This window comes from Stenotrophomonas maltophilia group sp. vghtpe118, assembly GCF_052605195.1.
This window is the reverse complement of sequence record NZ_CP199672.1, coordinates 1,381,592-1,399,559: the sequence shown is the minus strand read 5'-3', so window position 1 is coordinate 1,399,559 and position 17,968 is coordinate 1,381,592. Positions and strand designations below refer to the sequence as shown.

Here is a 17,968-nt window from a genome sequence, read left to right as displayed (position 1 = left end):
CACAAGATCATAGGATCCGAATGTCGCAGCAAACCACCATCCGCAAGCTTGCCGAACTGGTCAACACGCCGGTCGAAAAACTGCTGGAACAGCTGGCCGGTGCCGGCATGAAGTTCAGCGGTCCCGACCAGGTCGTGACCAGCTCCGAGAAGGTAAAGCTCCTGGGCTTCCTTCGTCGTTCGCACGGCAAGCCCGAGCAGGCCCCGGAAGAGACCGATCAGTCTGCGAAGAAGATCACGCTCAACCGCCGGAAGCAGCAGGAAGTGACGGTCAATTCCGGTCGCAGCAAGACGACCGTGAATGTCGAGGTGCGCCAGAAGCGTACCTACGTCAAGGATGGTGCTCGCGCCATGACGCCGGACGAAGAGCGCGCCGACATCCTGCGCAAGCTGGAAGAGTCGCGTGCGCGCAACCTCGCCGAACAGCAGGCCCTGGCCGAGAAGGATCGTCTGCGCGACGAGGCCATCGTCCGTGCCCGTGAGGAAGAGGCCGCCGCCAAGGAACGCGCCGAAGCCGAGAAGAAGGCTGCCGAGGAAGCTGCGGCTGCGGCCAAGGCGGCCGAGGCACTGGCCGCCAGCAAGCCCAAGCGTGCTCCGATCGACGAAACCGCGCCGCGCCCGCCGCGCGCCCCGGCCGCCGCCCCGGCTGCGCCGCGTGGTGCTCCGCCGCCGCCGCCGCGCAACGACGAGCGCAACAACCGCAGCGCGCCGCGCAACGAGCGTGGCCCGGGCGACCGCTTCGCCGGCCAGATGCACCTGTCGGCCGCCGATCGTGCGCGTCGCGGCAACAGCAACAACAGCAATTCGCGTGGACGTCCGGGTGGCCGCAACCAGTCCGGTGGCCGTCGCGACATGTCGCGTGGTGGCAACAATGCCGGCCCGCACGCGTTCGAACGCCCGACCGCCCCGGTCGTGCGTGAAGTCGCGATCGGCGAGACCATCACCGTGGCCGACCTGGCGCAGAAGCTCGCGCTGAAGGGCGGCGAGGTGGTGAAGGCGCTGTTCAAGATGGGCGTGATGGCGACCATCACCCAGTCCATCGACCACGACACCGCTGCGCTGGTGACCGAAGAACTCGGCCACAAGGCGATCCGTGCCAACGACAACGATGCCGAAGACGCGCTGCTGGCTTCGACCGGTGAAAACCAGGGCGAAGCCGTGCAGCGCCCGCCGGTGGTCACCATCATGGGGCACGTCGACCACGGCAAGACCTCGCTGCTGGACTACATCCGCCGCACCAAGGTTGCCCACGGCGAAGCCGGCGGCATCACCCAGCATATCGGTGCCTATCACGTCGAAACGCCCAAGGGCGTCATCAGCTTCCTGGATACCCCGGGCCACGCCGCGTTCACCTCGATGCGTGCCCGCGGCGCCAAGCTGACCGACATCGTGGTGCTGGTGGTTGCTGCCGACGACGGCGTCATGCCGCAGACCAAGGAAGCGATCCAGCACGCCCGTTCGGCGGGTGTGCCGCTGATCGTGGCGATCAACAAGATCGACAAGTCCGGTGCCGATCCGATGCGGGTCAAGAACGAGCTGCTCTCCGAGCAGGTCGTGGCCGAAGAGTTCGGTGGTGACATCCAGATGGTGGAGATCTCGGCCAAGACCGGCCTGGGCATCGACGACCTGCTGGACGCGGTGTCGGTGCAGGCCGAACTGCTGGAACTGAAGGCCGTCGACGAAGGCCGCGCCTCGGGCGTGGTGATCGAATCGTCGCTGGACAAGGGCCGCGGCCCGGTCGCTACGGTGCTGGTGCAGCAGGGCCGCCTGAAGAAGGGCGACTACCTGGTGTGCGGTATCCAGTACGGCCGCGTGCGTGCGCTGTTCGACGAAACCGGCAAGCAGCCGGAGTTCGCCGGCCCGTCGATCCCGGTGCAGGTCCTGGGCCTGTCCGGTGTGCCGGAAGCCGGAGACGACTTCGTGGTGGTCGAGGACGAGCGCCTGGCCAAGGATGTTGCGCAGCAGCGTGAGACCAAGCGTCGTGAGTCGCGCCTGGTCGCCACCGCTGGCAGCCGCATGGAAGACATCATGGCGACCCTGGGCAAGGGCGAGGGCCAGCAGGTCCTCAACCTGGTCATCAAGGCCGACGTGCAGGGTTCGGTGCAGGCCCTGAGCCAGGCACTGGTCGCGCTGTCCAACGAAGACATCCGCATCAACGTGATCCACTCCGGCGTCGGCGGCATCACCGAATCGGACGCCAACTCGGCGGCTGCTTCGAAGGCCACCGTCATCGGCTTCAACGTGCGTGCGGATGCTTCGGCCCGCCGCATCATTGAATCCAACGGCGTCGACCTGCGTTACTTCTCGATCATCTATGACGTGATCGATCAGGTGAAGCAGGTGGCATCCGGTCTGCTGGGCGTGGAGATCCGCGAAGAGATCATCGGTATCGCCGAGGTCCGCGACGTCTTCCGCAGCTCCAAGCTGGGCGCCGTTGCCGGCTCGATGGTCATCGAGGGCGTGGTCAAGCGCAACAAGCCGATCCGCGTGCTGCGCGACAGCGTGGTGATCTTCGAGGGCGAGCTGGAATCGCTGCGTCGCTTCAAGGAGAACGTCGAGGAAGTCCGCAACGGTACCGAATGCGGTATCGCGGTGAAGGCCTACAACGACGTCAAGCCGGGCGACCAGATCGAGTGCTTCGAGCGTATCGAAGTGCCGCGCACCCTGTAATGCTGCAAGGTGGCCCGACCAACGGTCGGGCCCTACCATGTACCTGTAGCGCCCGGCCGTTGGTCGGGCGACAATCGAATCAAAGGTAGTGCCCCACCGTTGGTCGGGCGACAACTGAACCAAGAGCTCCTCGTGCCCAAGACTTTCCATCGAACCGACCGTGTCTCCGCCCAGCTGCGCCGTGAGCTCGGCACCCTGGTGCACAACGCCGTGCGCGAGCACGGGTTGCCCTCGGTGAGCGTGTCCGACGTGGAAATCACCCGCGACATGGCCCATGCCAAGGTGTTCGTCACCGCCCTGATGCCGGAACGCTCGGCTGAAGCCGTGGCCGGCCTGAAGGAGCTGGGCTACCGCCTGCGCATGGACCTGGCCCGTGCGATGAAGCTGCGCCACGTGCCGGAGCTGCATTTCCACTACGACGATTCGGTCGACCGTGGTGAGCACATCGACAACATCCTGCGCGACCTGCCCGATACGCTGGCCGCGGAGAAGCGTCGCGAGAGCGACGAAGAATAAGCTAGCGCCGGGCCCATGCCCGGCGTCTTTCCATTCCGGCAACGCGATGCCTGTGCGGGCCGCGCCGCTGCAGCCGAGCATGGCTCGGCTCTACAACATCCTGTCATGACCCGAATTCAGTTCCGCCGCCTGGATGGCATCCTGCTGCTCGACAAGTCGACCGGCATGAGCTCCAACGCCGCCCTGCAGGTGGCGCGCCGCCTGTTCCGTGCCGAGAAGGGTGGCCACACCGGCAGCCTCGACCCGTTGGCCACCGGCCTGCTACCGCTATGCTTCGGCGAGGCGACCAAGATCGCCGGCCTGCTGCTGGGTTCGGCCAAGGCGTACGATGCCGAGATCGTCCTCGGCCAGACCACGGACACCGATGATGCCGAGGGCCAGGTACTGCTGCAGCGCCCGGTGCCGGCGATCAGCGCCGAGGCCCTGCAGGCTGCGCTGGCGCCACTGACGGGGAACATCCGCCAGCGGGCTCCGATCTATTCGGCGCTGAAGCAGGGCGGTGAACCGTTGTATGTGAAGGCCCGCCGCGGCGAGGCCATCGAGGCCCCGGAGCGCGAGGTCCAGGTGCACGCCATCGAGGTACTCGAGCAGCAGCCGGAACGGCTGCGGCTGCGCGTGACCTGTGGCTCCGGCACCTACATCCGCAGCCTGGCACGCGACCTCGGCGAACGCCTGGGCTGCGGCGCCCATATCAGTGCGCTGCGACGGCTGTGGGTCGAGCCGTTCCGTGAACCGGTGATGGTCACCCTGGACCAGCTGCGGGTGATGGCCGAGGCCGGCGACGAGGCGGGCATGGACGCGCTGCTGCTGCCGTTGGCGGCCGGCCTGGCCGAGTATCCGCGGGTCGACCTCGACGCCGCCCAGGCTCACCGTTTCTGCGTCGGCCAGCGCCAGCGTGACATGTCCTGGCCGCATGGCCTGGTGGCCGTGTTCGGTCCGGACGATGCTGTCCAGGGCCTGGGCCAGGTCGACGACAGTGGCCTGCTGGCCCCGCAGCGCCGTTTCAACCTCTGACCGGGGCAGGGTGGTTCAGCCCCGGTCCTTGTCCCGGAAGCCCCTGGCCGTTACAATTTCGCGGCCGTTTTCCGGCAACCTGCCTCGCGCAGGTTTCATCCTCGTAGTCCACGGCGAGCCTGGCGGTGCGCGAAGCGCGTTCCTGCCGGCCACGCATCACAGAGAAAAAAGAAATGTCGATCGACACCCAGAAGGTCATTGAAGACAACAAGCGCAGCGCCGCTGACACCGGCTCCCCGGAAGTCCAGGTTGCCCTGCTGACCGCCCGCATCGAACTGCTGACCGGCCACTTCAAGACCCACAAGAAGGATCACCACAGCCGCCGCGGCCTGCTGCAGATGGTCAACCGCCGTCGCAGCCTGCTCGACTACCTGAAGAAGAAGGACGTCGAGCGTTACAAGGCCCTGATCGAAAAGCTTGGCCTGCGTCGCTAAGCAACGAATCCCCCGCGGCGCAGCGATGCGCCGCGGTTTTGTTTTGTAGCACCGCAATCCCCGATTCAGGCCGGAACGATCCGGCCACCCGCTGGCGGCAAGGGTCGCCGACGGTCCAAATTCGCAGACAGCATCCCCAAGGACACCCTCCGTGGCAAAAATCACCAAAACCTTCCAGTACGGCAAGCACACCGTCACGCTTGAGACCGGCGAAGTCGCCCGCCAGGCCAGCGGCGCGGTCATCGTCAAGATGGACGACACCGTACTGCTGGTCACCGCCGTCGCCGCCAAGAGCGCGCGCGAAGGCCAGGACTTCTTCCCGCTGACCGTCGATTATCAGGAAAAGTTCTACGCCGGCGGCCGCATCCCGGGTGGTTTCTTCAAGCGTGAAGGCCGTGCAACCGAGAAGGAAACGCTGATCTCGCGTCTGATCGACCGTCCGATCCGTCCGCTGTTCCCGGAAGACTACAAGAACGAAGTGCAGATCATCGCCACGGTCATGTCGCTGAACCCGGACGTGGACGGCGACATCCCGGCCCTGATCGGCGCCTCGGCTGCGCTGGCCCTGGCCGGCACCCCGTTCATGGGCCCGATCGGCGCTGCCAAGGTCGGCTACAAGAACGGCGAGTACATCCTGAACCCGACCGTCAGCGAACTGGCTGACTCGCAGCTGGAACTGGTTGTCGCCGGTACCTCCAACGCCGTGCTGATGGTCGAATCCGAAGCCGCGCTGCTGTCCGAAGAAGTGATGCTGGGCGCCGTGACTTTCGGTCACCGCGAAATGCAGAAGGTCATCAACGCGATCAACGAGCTGACCGTCGAAGCTGGCACCAAGCCGTCGACCTGGGAAGCCCCGGCCAAGAACGACGCGCTGATCTCCGCGCTGAAGGAAGCCATCGGCCCGCGCCTGGGCGAAGCCTTCCAGGTGCGCGACAAGCTGCAGCGCCGTGACGCCATCTCGGCGATCAAGAAGGACGTGTTCGAAGCCCTGGCCGGCCGCGTGGCCGCCGAAGGCTGGAACCCGGCCGAGCTGTCGAAGGAATTCGGCGAGCTGGAATACCGCACCATGCGTGACTCGGTGCTGGACACCAAGGTCCGCATCGACGGCCGTGCGCTGGACACCGTCCGCCCGATCACCGTGAAGACCGGCGTGCTGCCGCGTACCCACGGTTCCTCGCTGTTCACCCGTGGCGAAACCCAGGCCATCGTGACCATCACGCTGGGCACCGCCCGTGACGGCCAGGTCATCGACGCCGTTGCCGGTGAGTACAAGGAAAACTTCCTGTTCCACTACAACTTCCCTCCGTTCTCGGTGGGTGAGTGCGGCCGCATGATGGGCCCGAAGCGCCGCGAAATCGGCCACGGTCGTCTGGCCAAGCGCGGCGTGCTGGCTGTCATGCCGTCGCTGGAAGCCTTCCCGTACACCATCCGCGTCGTCTCGGAAATCACCGAGTCGAACGGTTCCTCGTCGATGGCCTCGGTCTGCGGCTCGTCGCTGGCGCTGATGGACGCCGGCGTGCCGGTGAAGGCACCGGTGGCCGGTATTGCCATGGGCCTGGTCAAGGAAGGCGACCGTTTCGTGGTCCTGTCCGACATCCTGGGTGACGAAGATCACCTGGGCGACATGGACTTCAAGGTGGCCGGTACCGCTGAGGGCATCTCCGCCCTGCAGATGGACATCAAGATCGAAGGCATCACCGAAGAGATCATGAAGCAGGCCCTGCAGCAGGCCAAGGCTGGCCGTCTGCACATCCTGGGTGAAATGGCCCACGGCCTGACCGCTCCGCGTGAGGAGCTGTCGGACTACGCGCCGCGCCTGCTGACCATCAAGATCCACCCGGACAAGATCCGCGAAGTGATCGGCAAGGGTGGCTCGACCATCCAGGCGATCACCAAGGAAACCGGCACCCAGATCGACATCCAGGACGACGGCACCATCGTCATCGCGTCGGTCAACGCCATCGCTGCCCAGGCTGCCAAGGCCCGCATCGAGCAGATCACCTCGGACGTCGAGCCGGGCCGCATCTACGAAGGCAAGGTCGCCAAGATCATGGACTTCGGTGCGTTCGTCACCATCCTGCCGGGCAAGGACGGCCTGGTCCACGTGTCGCAGATCTCCAGCGAGCGCGTCGAGAAGGTCGGCGACAAGCTGAAGGAAGGCGATGTGGTCAAGGTCAAGGTGCTGGAAGTCGACAAGCAGGGCCGTATCCGCCTGTCGATGAAGGCCGTCGAAGAAGGCGAAGGCGCCAGCGCCGAATAATCGGTACTGCTGATCGTGCGGTGGGTGAGGACCGTTGGTCCTCACGCTTTCGCAAATGAGAAAGCGGGCTTCGGCCCGCTTTTTCTTTGCCTCGATGTTGTGAAGAGACGCTCATCCAGGTCGCTGCATGTCCTGCTGCAGTGCATGATCGCCGCCACGCAGCCATCGTTCTGTCACCGTTGCACGGATCGCGCCTGTCCATGGGACGACATGCCGCGACATCCGTACCGCAGCCCTATCGGTTTGCTAACGTGGCGGCGCCTTTGAACCGGGAGATCCCATGTTCCGCCAGACCGTGGCCGTCCTTGCCGTGCTGATTGCCGGTGCCTTGCCCATTGCCGCGCACGCAGCGCCCGCACAGCAGCCGATCTTCGGCGCCTATTACCCTGGTGGATCGGCCGAGCGCTATCCGGTGTCGAGCATTCCGGCCGAGCGCCTGACCCACCTGTTCTACGCGTTCTCCACCATCGAGGACGGCCGCTGCACGGTCGGTGCGGAAGCGCCGAAGAATTTCGCCGCACTGGCCGAACTCAAGAAGGCGCACCCGCACCTGCGCACGCTGATCTCCATTGGCGGCTGGGGCGCGGGCGGCTTCTCCGATGCGGCACTGACCGAAACCAGCCGCAAGCGCCTGGTCGACTCATGCATGGCGCTGTTCTTCGAGCGCCATGCAGGCAGCTTCGATGGTGTGGACATCGACTGGGAATTCCCGGTCAGTGGCGGGCCGGAGGAGCTGGCACACCGCCCGCAGGATCGCGCCAACCTGACCCGGCTTGCGCAGGCCTTCCGCCAGGCACTCGATGCGCGCGGTCGCAAGGTTGGCCAGCCGATGCTGCTGACCGCCGCGTTGGCCGCCGGTCGCCTGCAGACCGATGGCCCCTATGATCCGGCGGCGAGCTACGACCTGCCGGCGCTGGCCAGGGTGTTCGATTTCATCAACCTGATGAGCTACGACATGGGCACCGGCTTCTCGTCGGTGTCGACCTTCAATGCGCCCTTGCATGAAGTGCCGGCCGATCCGCTGGCGCCGGAGCTGCGCCGCTGGAACAACGTGGCCGGCGCGGTGCAGTACTACCGCGAGCACGGTGTACCGGCCGACAAGCTGGTGCTGGGCGTGCCGTTCTACGGGCGCGGCTTCAAGGTCACCGGCGATGCACCGGATGGCCTGTATCAGCCTTACAGCACACCGGCCGACGCCGGCGACTGGCGGGTGATCAAGGCGCGCTATCTCGACCAGCCGGGCTGGACCAGGCACTGGCAGCCGCAGGCGCAGAGCCCGTGGCTGTACAACGCCGAACAGAAGGTCTTCATCAGCTATGAAGACCCGCGCTCGATCGGGCTGCGTGCGCAGTTCGCCCGCGAGCAGGGCCTGGCCGGGGTGTTCATGTGGGAGCTGACCGGCGACGACGAGCAGGCCAGCCTGCTCAACGCCATGCTCGGCCCGTGGCAGAAGGCGCGCATCGGCGATTGAGTCGCGTGCTGGCGCCGGGCTCATGCCCGGCGACGCTTCAGTTCGCCCAGACGCTGTTCGGATCGCCGTTGCGGGCGCGGCGCTGGCTGGCGACGGCCAGGCGGGCGAAGCCGAAGGCCATGGCCAGCGCGATGGCATCGATCCAGAACAGCGGCCACTGGCCACGCCCGGCGGCGCGCCACAGCCAGTCACCATTGAGTGCACCGTGCAGGACCGGCACCAGTGCAGTGCTGATCGCTGCGGCCCACAGCAGTTCGCGCGCGGCCTGCGCGGGACGGCGCAGTGCAGCCCACAGCGCACAGGCTGCCCAGCTGCCGAAGCAGGCCCAGCGGATGCCGTGGTCGACCGCCGACGGTGCCAGCCGCTCCAGCACCAGTGCGGTGACGAACGCGACCGAGATCGCCACGCACAGGCCGATGCACACGCCGACCGTGGCCCGCGCCATGTTCACACCGGCACGTGGCTGTTGTGGCTGGCGACGCTTGCGCCGCGACTCGATCCACAGCAGGTTGCCGGAGTAGAACAGGAACGCACCGCCGAGGCCGAGCAGGAAGTACAGCCAGATCACCACGCCGTTGCCGAACTCACCGAAGTGCAGCGCGTAGGCGGCGCTGAGCGTGGCGTGGTTGGCGTCGCGCTGGCCCGGCAGCTGCGACGCGAGCAGGTTGCCGGTGGCGACGTCCAATGCCACGGCACCAAGCGGGCCGAGGGTGCCACTGGCCTCGCCGGTGATCTCGATCGTGGCGTTGGCATCGCCGCCATTGGCCAGCTTCAGGTAGGCCGGTTCAAAGTTGGCCACGCCCTGCGCGCGGGCCACTTCAAGTGCGCGCGCATGCAGCACGCGCAGGCTGCCCGGTGGCGCCGGAATCCCGCTGGCATCGCGCACCGGCGCAGTGTCCATCGCGGTCGGTACCGCTTGCAGCGCCTTGCCGTCGTAGATCAGCGGATTGAGCAGGGCCATCTGCACGAACACCAGGCACAGCAGGGCGCCCGTGACTGCGAACATCAGGTGGAAAGGCAGGCTGAGCACGCCGATCACGTTGTGCGCGTCCTGCCACAGCTGCTTCAGGTTGCGGCCCGGGCGCAGCGCGAACAGGTCGCCGAACAGCCTCGGCAGGTGGATCACCAGGCCGCTCAGCAGCGCCATGCCATACAGCAGGCTGACGATGCCCATCACATAGATGCCGGCCACCGGCAGGCCGAGGCTGTAGTGCAGTTCGTTGACCAGTTCTGCCAGTCCGGTCTGCGGCGGCGAGGGGCTGCCGGCGATCTGGCCCGGCCAGGCGTAGCGCCAGCTGCCGTCATCGGCCTGCCAGTACGCCAGGGGCTGCGGGTGTTCGGTGCCGGGGAAGGTCATGCCAACGTGGCGGCGGGCCTCCGGGTGTGTCGCCAGTACGTCTTCCAGCAGGTACTGCGCATCGTCCAGGCCCGCCGGCAAGGCGGTGGCTGCGCCCGGGGTCTGCCACAGCGGCAAGTCGTGATGGAACAGGGTCAGCGCACCCGCATAGAAGGCCACGAAAAGGCCGAAGCCGGCGACCAGGCCGACCCAGGTGTGCAGGGTGGTGAATGTGCGCAGCGTCTGCGAACTGAACTTCATGGGGGAGCTCTCATTGCACCGCGCCGGCCAGGCGCAGCAGCCCGAGCACGGCGAAGCCGGCCGCGGCGCTGCCACCCAGAACCAGCCAGGCGCGCAGTGCGCTGCGGAAGCTGAACGCCCACAGGGCGGCCAGCATCCATAACGGGATGAAGGCGATCAGGGTCGGCACCAGTGCGCGCTGCCACGGGCCGGGCGGCAGCCAGGCCAGCAGGCCGGTCGCGGCGGCCGCAAGCAGGAAGCCAGCGATGATGCCGGCGATGGCGCGCGACCACATCACGGCGACTCCGTGCCCGGGCGATGCCAGGCGGCCAGCGCCGGCAGCAGCATCGCGGCGAGCATCCAGGTGCACAGCATCGCCACCAGACCGGCAGCGAAACCGAGTTCGGCCATCCACAGCCACAATGCGGCAGCCGCGGCGACCAGGCCGATCTGGCGGCCGAGGCGACCGGCGCGGCGCAGGCGCGGCCAACGGCAGTGCGGCGAGGCGGCATAGAAGGCCAGTGCCGAAAACATCGCTGCCAGCATGCCCAGGCTGCAGAAGCCCAGGGTGGAAAGGCCGACGGTGATCATTGCGGGCGGGCGCCGCGGCAGTGGGCCGGCGAACGCGGGGCACGGGCGGGGCCGGCGGGAGCCGGTCGGAGCGGGTGGCGCATCACGAGGTCCTGGGGGAAGCGGGCAGGCTGGCACGGGGCGGGCTGCGCGGACATGGTAATCATTGCGTTTTCACGCCGCCAGCGCCGGCCATTCAGCGGACCGTACGGCAGCCCTTGGGCTTTCCGGTGCGCTGGTTTAAGATCGTCGCAGACTCTTGACTGGAACAAGGTGGCCCGCGCCCAGCGCCGGCCGAGCGTGCGACATGAGCACTACCACCGCCCACTGTTGACCTGCCCCCGAAGGCCCTGTGTTCCAGGCGCCCTCGCGGCGCTTTTTTATTGCCCGGGCCGCGGCCCGGGAACGCTTTCCAGCCCGCCCCGCGGGCCCCGCACGAAGCCAATGCGATGATCAACATTACCCTTCCCGACGGCAGCCGCCGCGAGTTCGAAAATCCCGTCAGCGTCATGGACGTCGCCCAGTCGATCGGTGCCGGCCTGGCCAAGGCCACCATCGCCGGTTCCGTCGATGGCGTGCTGGTCGATGCCAGCGACGTCATCGACCACGATGCCAGCCTGCGCATCATCACCGCCAAGGACGAGGAGGGCGTGGAGATCATCCGCCACTCCTGCGCCCACCTGGTCGGCCACGCCGTCAAGCAGCTGTACCCGGACGTGAAGATGGTGATCGGCCCGGTGATCGCCGAGGGCTTCTATTACGACATCTATTCCGAGCGCCCGTTCACGCCGGACGACATGGCCGCGATCGAGAAGCGCATGGGTGAACTGATCGCCCAGGACTACGACGTCATCAAGAAGATGACGCCGCGCGCCGAGGTGATCGAGATCTTCAAGGCCCGTGGCGAGGACTACAAGCTGCGCCTGATCGAAGACATGTCCGACGACATCCAGGCGATGGGCATGTACTACCACCAGGAATACGTGGACATGTGCCGCGGCCCCCACGTGCCGAACACGCGCTTCCTGAAGGCCTTCAAGCTGACCCGCATCTCCGGCGCCTACTGGCGCGGCGACGCGCAGAACGAGCAGCTGCAGCGCATCTACGGCACCGCCTGGGCCGACAAGAAGCAGCTCGAGGCGTACATCAAGCGCATCGAGGAAGCCGAGATGCGTGACCACCGCCGCATCGGCAAGCAGCAGGACCTGTTCCACCTGCAGGAAGAAGCCCCGGGCCTGGTGTTCTGGCACCCGAAGGGCTGGGCACTGTGGCAGGTGGTCGAGCAGTACATGCGCAAGGTCTACCGCAGCAGCGGCTACGGCGAAGTGCGCTGCCCGCAGATCCTGGACGTGAGCCTGTGGAAGAAGTCCGGCCACTGGGACAACTACCAGGACAACATGTTCTTCACCGAATCGGAGAAGCGCACGTACGCGGTCAAGCCGATGAACTGCCCGGGCCACATCCAGGTGTTCAACCAGGGCCTGCACAGCTACCGCGACCTGCCGATCCGCTACGGTGAATTCGGTTCCTGCCACCGCAACGAGCCATCCGGCGCGCTGCACGGCATCCTGCGCGTGCGTGGTTTCACCCAGGACGACGGCCACGTGTTCTGCACGGAAAACCAGATCGAGTCGGAAGTGACGGCCTTCCACCAGCAGGCGCTGGCGGTTTACCGGCACTTCGGTTTCGACGAGATCCAGATCAAGATCGCGCTGCGTCCGGAATCGCGCCTGGGTGACGACGCCACCTGGGACAAGGCCGAAGGCGCGCTGCGCTCGGCACTGACCGCCTGTGGCGTGGAATGGCAGGAGCTGCCGGGCGAGGGGGCCTTCTACGGCCCGAAGATCGAGTACCACCTGAAGGACGCGATCGGCCGTACCTGGCAGCTGGGCACCATGCAGGTCGACTTCATGATGCCGGGTCGCCTCGGCGCCGAGTACGTGGACGAGAACAGCCAGAAGAAGCACCCGGTCATGCTGCATCGCGCCATCGTCGGCTCGATGGAGCGCTTCCTGGGCATCCTGATCGAGCACCATGCCGGCCAGTTCCCGGCCTGGCTGGCGCCGACCCAGGTGGTGGTGGCCAACATCACCGATGCCCAGGCCGACTACGTCGCGGGCGTGACCAAAACCCTTGCGGAGCAAGGCTTCCGCGTCAGCTCGGATTTGCGTAACGAGAAGATCGGCTATAAAATCCGCGAGCATACGTTGCAGCGCGTGCCCTACCTGCTGGTCATCGGTGACCGCGAGAAGGAGAATGGGGCTGTAGCGGTGCGTACGCGTTCTGGCGAAGACCTGGGCAGCATGAGCCTGCAGGCCTTCATCGAGCGGCTCCACGCCGAGGGCGCGTAAGCAAAGGTCCGGTCCGGGCGCACAGGCACCCGGACCGGTTCGATACCCTTGGGAGAACGTAATATCAGCACCCCTGACAACAAACAGAACCGCAAGAATCAGGAAATCCGTGTGCCGCGCGTCCGCGTGATCGGCAGTGACGGAGAAATGATCGGCGTGTTGTCGCGCGACGAAGCGCTGTCCATGGCCGAAGATGAAGGCCTGGACCTGGTCGAGATCCAGCCGCAGGCCGATCCGCCGGTCTGCAAGATCATGGACTTCGGCAAGTTCAAGTTCGAAGCGCAGAAGAAGGCCAGCGAGGCCAAGAAGAAGACCAAGCAGGTCGAGATCAAGGAAGTGAAGTTCCGTCCGGTCACGGACGAGGGCGACTACCAGATCAAGCTGCGCAAGATGCGCGGGTTCCTTGAAGAAGGCGACAAGATCAAGGTCAACATCCGCTTCCGTGGCCGTGAAATGAGCCACCAGGAACTGGGACGTGAAATGGCCAACCGGATCGAGGCCGATCTGGGCGAGGACATCGTCATCGAATCCCGTCCGCGCCTGGAAGGGCGTCAGATGGTCATGATGATCGCGCCGAAGAAGAAGACCTGAGGCATGACGGGCCGCCTTGCGGGGCGCCTGGCTGAATGGTTCAGGGTAAAGGGGCGCCGCTGGCGTCCCTTTGCTTTTGCAGGAGGCCGGCGAAGTGCCGGCGAAAGGGTTGCAGGGGCTGGTGGCAGGGCGGTTTTGCCTGTATCATGCCCGGCTCGACCCACCCAGGACGGGTCGTACGCCGATCATGGCAGGACGGAAAGAGCGGCCCAGGCCGCCGCCAGATCAGTCAGAAACCAGGGTCATATCCCATCAAGGACATTGCAATGCCCAAGATCAAGACCAACCGGGCAGCGGCCAAGCGTTTCCGCAAGACCGCCTCGGGCAAGTACAAGTGCGGCCACGCCAACCGTAGCCACATCCTCACGAAGAAAGCGACCAAGCGTAAGCGTAATCTGCGTCAGACGGGCCATGTCCGTGCAGAAGACGCAGGCCGTCTGGACCGCATGCTCCCTTACCTCTGAGGAACTGAAAAATGGCACGAGTTAAGCGTGGCGTACAGGCGCGTCGCCGCCACAAGAAGATTCTGGATCTCGCCAAGGGCTATTACAACGCCCGTCGCAAGGTCTTCCGCGTCGCCAAGCAGGCGGTCATCAAGGCACAGCAGTACGCCTACATCGGCCGTAAGCAGAAGAAGCGCAACTTCCGTTCGCTGTGGATCACCCGCATCAACGCGGCTGCCCGCATCAACGGCCTGAGCTACAGCCGCTTCATGAACGGCCTGCTGAAGGCCGGCATCACCCTGGATCGCAAGGTCCTGGCTGACATCGCCGTGCACGACGCAGCCGGTTTTGCTGCGCTGGCCGAAAAGGCCAAGGGCGCGCTGGCGGCATAAGTCCTTCCCGATGCCGTAACCGTTCACTCGGAACGGTGTCAGGTCAAGGCAATGCATGGGGAAGGGCGCAAGTCCTTCCCCATTCTTTTTTGGGTTCCGGCGAGGCCATGGCGGCAGCGCGGGGACGGCGGTGGCGACAGGGGTCGGCCCTTCGCGCATCGCGATGGCAGATCGACTGGAGTTCCGGCCCCCCATGAGCGACATCCAATCCCTCACCACCCAGGCGCTGGCCGATGTGGCCGCCGCACAGAGTCCCGACGTGCTGGAACAGCTGCGCGTTGCCCTGCTTGGCAAGAGTGGGAGCATCACCTCGCAGCTCAAGCAGCTCGGCGCCCTGCCGGCGGACGAGCGCAAGGCCGCTGGTGAAGCGATCAACCAGGCCCGCGACGCGCTGACCCGCGCGCTGGGCGAGCGCAAGGCGCTGCTGGAAGACGCGGCGCTGGATGCGCGCCTGGCCGCCGAAGCCATCGACATCACCCTGCCGGGCCGCAACGGCGAGCGTGCCGGCCTGCACCCGATCACCCGCACCCTGGAACGCATCACCGGCATCTTCGGCCGGCTGGGCTACGAGCTGTCGGAAGGGCCGGAGATCGAGGACGACTGGCACAACTTCGAGGCGCTGAACTTTCCGCCGCACCACCCGGCGCGCGCCATGCACGACACCTTCTACTTCGGCGACGGCCGCCTGCTGCGCACGCACACCTCCGGCGTGCAGGTGCGCTACATGGGCGACCACGCGCCGCCACTGCGCATGATCGCCGCCGGCAAGGTGTACCGCAGCGACAGCGACCAGACCCACTCGCCGATGTTCCACCAGGTCGAAGGCCTGCTGGTGGACGAGCATTCGACCTTCGCCGACCTGAAGGGCACGCTGGCCGAGTTCGTGCGCGCGTTCTTCGAGCGCGATTTCGAGATGCGTTTCCGCCCCAGCTACTTCCCGTTCGTGGAGCCGGGCGCGGAAGTGGACATTGCCTGGCAGCAGCCCGACGGCAGCACTCGCTGGCTGGAAGTGCTGGGCTGCGGCATGGTCCATCCGAACGTGCTGCGCAACGTCGGCATCGATCCGGAGCGCTACACCGGCTTCGCGTTCGGCATGGGCGTGGAGCGTTTCGCGATGCTTCGTTACGGCGTCAACGATCTGCGCGCGTTCTTCGAGAACGACGTGCGATTCCTGAAACAGTTCGCGTAAGCCGCAGCCACGTAGAGCCGAGCCATGCTCGGCTGCTCCTAAATTTGCAGGCCCAGGCGCATGCGCCGGGCCCACCAGGGTGACACCATGAAATTCTCCGAAAACTGGCTGCGCAGCCATGTCCCGACCGGCGCCTCGCGCGATGAACTGAGTGCAGTGCTGACCGCCATCGGCCTGGAAGTGGAAGACGTGACCGCGCTGGGCGAAGGCCTCGATCACGTGGTCGTGGCGCGCATCGTCGAGGCCGTGCGCCATCCCGAAGCTGATCGCCTGCAGGTGTGCAAGGTCGACGCCGGGCAGGGCGAACTGCTGCAGATCGTCTGCGGCGCACCGAACGCGCGCCCGGGCCTGGTCGCGCCGCTGGCCATGGTGGGTGCGCAGATCGGCGAGCTGAAGATCAAGCCGGCCAAGCTGCGCGGCGTGGAGTCCAACGGCATGCTGTGCTCGGCCAAGGAGCTGGGCCTGGACAACGATGCCTCCGGCCTTCTGGAGCTGCCCGATGACGCACCGGTCGGCCATGCCCTGATCGAGTACCTCGGCCTGCCGGACGCCAGCATCGAGATCAAGCTGACCCCGAACCGCGCCGACTGCTTCAGCCTGCGCGGCATCGCCTACGACGTCGCCGCCGCCACCCGCAGCGAAGTGCTGGACTTCGCCGCTGACGCCATTCCGGCGGTCGGCAGCCGTGAGCTGAGCATCCAGCTCGACGCTGGCGCCGAAGCGCCGCGTTACCTGGGCCGCGTCATCGAAGGCGTCAACGCCGCCGCCAAAACCCCGTTGTGGATGGCCGAGCGCCTGCGCCGCAGTGGCGTGCGTCCGGTCTCGCTGCTGGTCGACATCACCCAGTACGTGATGCTGGAGCTGGGCCAGCCGATGCATGCCTACGACCTCGGCACCCTGCAGGGCAGCATTGCCGTGCGCCGTTCGCGCGCGGGCGAGACGCTGAAGCTGCTGGACGGCCGCGATGCCGCGCTGGACGAGAGCTTCCTGGTGGTCACCGACGCCGATCGTGCGATCGGCCTTGCCGGCCTGATGGGCGGCTTCGACACCCGCGTCACCGACGCGACGACTGCCGTGTTCCTGGAAGCCGCGCACTTCGCGCCGGCTGCGATCATGGGCCGTGGCCGCAAGCTGGGCCTGCACACCGATGCCGGCCACCGCTTCGAGCGCGGCGTCGATCCGGCACTGCCGCGCACCGCCATCGAATACGCCACCCGCCTGGTGCTGGACCTGGCCGGCGGTACCCCGGCGCCGGTCACCGAGGCCGTGCGCGCCGATGACCTGCCGCAGCCGGCGACGATCGTACTGCGCCGCGCCCGCATCACCCGCGTGCTCGGCATCACCATCGACGATGCGGAAGTCGAGCGCATCCTGCGCGCGCTGGGCATGGACGTGGCTGCCACGGCCGAGGGCTGGCAGGTCGCCGCGCCGAGCCGCCGCTTCGACATCGCCATTGAAGAAGACCTGATCGAAGAGCTGGCCCGCATCCACGGTTACGAGCAGATCCCGACCACGCTGCCGGGCGGTGCCTCGCGCGTGGCGATGCCGAGCGAGACCCAGCTGGACGCGCTGAGCGTGCGTCGCCAGCTGATCGCCCGCGACCTGCAGGAAACCGTCAATTTCGCCTTCGTCGACGATGCCCTGCTGGCCCAGTGGCAGCTGCGCGACGGCCTGGTGCCGCTGGCCAACCCGCTGTCGGCCGAACTGGCTGTGATGCGCCCGTCGCTGCTGCCGGGCCTGGTCGCCACGCTGGGCCGCAACGCCGCCCGCCAGCTCGGCCGCGTGCGCCTGTTCGAGCTCGGCCGCGTGTTCGCCCAGCAGGCCGGAGATGGCCAACTGGCACCGCTGGAAACGCCGCGCGTGGCGGCAGCTGTCTGCGGTGAGGCGCAGGCGGTGCAGTGGGGCCTGCCGACCCGCAAGGTTGATTTCCATGACCTGAAGGGCGACCTGGAATCGCTGGCGGCTGCCAGTGGTGCGGTACTGGAGTTCCGCCCGTCGTCCCGTGCCTACGGCCACCCGGCGCGGTCGGCCGAGGTGTTCCGCGATGGCGTGGCGATCGGCTGGATCGGCCAGATCCACCCGCGCCTGGCCAAGGCGATGGATATCGAGGCCGATGTCTACGCCTTCGAGCTGGATCTGGAACCGCTGACCGCCCGTCGCCTGCCCCGTGCCGGCGAGCTGTCGCGCTTCCCGGCGGTGCGTCGCGACTTGGCGTTCCTGGTGCCTGAACAGGTGGCCTGGGCCGATCTGGCCGCGACCGTCCGCCAGGCCGCCGGCCCGCTGCTGCGCGACCTGAACCTGTTCGACCGCTATGTTGGCCAGGGCGTCGAGCCGGGGTTCAAGAGTCTCGCTATGGGCTTGATTTTGCAGGACAAGTCGCGCACTCTGACGGACCGCGACGTGGATGCGGTGGTGGCCGAGGCGGTCGCTGCCATCGAGCGTGAACACCACGCCCGGATCCGCGGCTGAGCGGGCAGCACTCGGGGGTAGCA

General features: G+C 66.6%; 15 protein-coding genes. 12 read left to right on the top strand and 3 right to left on the bottom strand.

Features of this window, described 5'->3' with window-relative positions:
- Positions 1–20: 20 nt before the first annotated feature.
- From infB to ACUDTM_RS06585, 6 genes are all read left to right on the top strand, one after another.
- The gene (gene infB, locus ACUDTM_RS06610; RefSeq protein WP_053499259.1) at positions 21–2,669 is read left to right on the top strand and encodes a translation initiation factor IF-2; all 2,649 of its coding nucleotides are present in this window, start codon (positions 21–23) and stop codon (positions 2,667–2,669) included.
- A 132-nt stretch (positions 2,670–2,801) separates the two neighbouring features.
- Complete coding sequence (gene rbfA / locus ACUDTM_RS06605; protein ID WP_005410447.1) at positions 2,802–3,185, top strand: 30S ribosome-binding factor RbfA; 384 nt, start codon at positions 2,802–2,804, stop codon at positions 3,183–3,185.
- 105 nt (positions 3,186–3,290) lie between these two features.
- The gene (truB, locus tag ACUDTM_RS06600) at positions 3,291–4,199 is read left to right on the top strand and encodes a tRNA pseudouridine(55) synthase TruB (protein ID WP_134972535.1); all 909 of its coding nucleotides are present in this window, start codon (positions 3,291–3,293) and stop codon (positions 4,197–4,199) included.
- 173 nt (positions 4,200–4,372) lie between these two features.
- Positions 4,373–4,633 (top strand): 30S ribosomal protein S15, encoded by a 261-nt coding sequence (gene rpsO / locus ACUDTM_RS06595; RefSeq protein WP_005417886.1) that lies wholly within the window; start codon positions 4,373–4,375, stop codon positions 4,631–4,633.
- Positions 4,634–4,784: 151 nt separating this feature from the next.
- Complete coding sequence (pnp, locus tag ACUDTM_RS06590; protein WP_005417884.1) at positions 4,785–6,893, top strand: polyribonucleotide nucleotidyltransferase; 2,109 nt, start codon at positions 4,785–4,787, stop codon at positions 6,891–6,893.
- Between the two features lie 280 nt (positions 6,894–7,173).
- Positions 7,174–8,364: a glycoside hydrolase family 18 protein gene (locus ACUDTM_RS06585; RefSeq protein WP_188240779.1), complete on the top strand. Its 1,191-nt coding sequence runs from the start codon at positions 7,174–7,176 to the stop codon at positions 8,362–8,364.
- A 37-nt stretch (positions 8,365–8,401) separates the two neighbouring features.
- Here ACUDTM_RS06585 and ACUDTM_RS06580 read toward each other — a convergent pair whose 3' ends face one another.
- From ACUDTM_RS06580 to ACUDTM_RS06570, 3 genes are read right to left on the bottom strand one after another with little or no spacing between them, the layout of a single operon-like run.
- Entirely contained in the window at positions 8,402–9,961 is a 1,560-nt protein-coding gene (locus ACUDTM_RS06580) for a PepSY-associated TM helix domain-containing protein (protein WP_445391219.1), read from the bottom strand.
- Positions 9,962–9,971: 10 nt separating this feature from the next.
- On the bottom strand, positions 9,972–10,235 hold the full coding sequence (locus tag ACUDTM_RS06575) for a hypothetical protein (RefSeq protein WP_061478092.1): 264 nt from the start codon (positions 10,233–10,235) through the stop codon (positions 9,972–9,974).
- Positions 10,235–10,531, bottom strand: coding sequence for a hypothetical protein (locus tag ACUDTM_RS06570; RefSeq protein ID WP_005410439.1), 297 nt, complete (start codon positions 10,529–10,531; stop codon positions 10,235–10,237). The genes ACUDTM_RS06575 and ACUDTM_RS06570 overlap by 1 nt, the downstream gene beginning before the upstream one ends.
- 428 nt (positions 10,532–10,959) lie before the next feature.
- Here ACUDTM_RS06570 and thrS point away from each other — a divergent pair, with 428 nt between their 5' ends.
- The 6 genes from thrS to pheT all read left to right on the top strand — a co-directional run bounded on the left by thrS (position 10,960) and on the right by pheT (position 17,945).
- The gene (gene thrS, locus ACUDTM_RS06565; RefSeq protein WP_262222731.1) at positions 10,960–12,861 is read left to right on the top strand and encodes a threonine--tRNA ligase; all 1,902 of its coding nucleotides are present in this window, start codon (positions 10,960–10,962) and stop codon (positions 12,859–12,861) included.
- Positions 12,862–12,909: 48 nt separating this feature from the next.
- Positions 12,910–13,452, top strand: coding sequence for a translation initiation factor IF-3 (infC, locus tag ACUDTM_RS06560; protein ID WP_080104334.1), 543 nt, complete (start codon positions 12,910–12,912; stop codon positions 13,450–13,452).
- Between the two features lie 266 nt (positions 13,453–13,718).
- Positions 13,719–13,916, top strand: a complete 198-nt coding sequence (gene rpmI, locus ACUDTM_RS06555) for a 50S ribosomal protein L35 (RefSeq protein ID WP_005410436.1) — start codon at positions 13,719–13,721, stop codon at positions 13,914–13,916.
- 11 nt (positions 13,917–13,927) lie between these two features.
- Positions 13,928–14,287: a 50S ribosomal protein L20 gene (rplT, locus tag ACUDTM_RS06550; RefSeq protein WP_005410435.1), complete on the top strand. Its 360-nt coding sequence runs from the start codon at positions 13,928–13,930 to the stop codon at positions 14,285–14,287.
- Between the two features lie 193 nt (positions 14,288–14,480).
- Positions 14,481–15,476 carry a phenylalanine--tRNA ligase subunit alpha gene (locus ACUDTM_RS06545; RefSeq protein WP_072169124.1) on the top strand — a complete coding sequence of 332 codons (996 nt, stop codon included), beginning with the start codon at positions 14,481–14,483 and terminating at the stop codon, positions 15,474–15,476.
- 87 nt (positions 15,477–15,563) lie between these two features.
- Entirely contained in the window at positions 15,564–17,945 is a 2,382-nt protein-coding gene (gene pheT / locus ACUDTM_RS06540; protein WP_438914978.1) for a phenylalanine--tRNA ligase subunit beta, read from the top strand.
- Positions 17,946–17,968 lie beyond the last annotated feature (23 nt).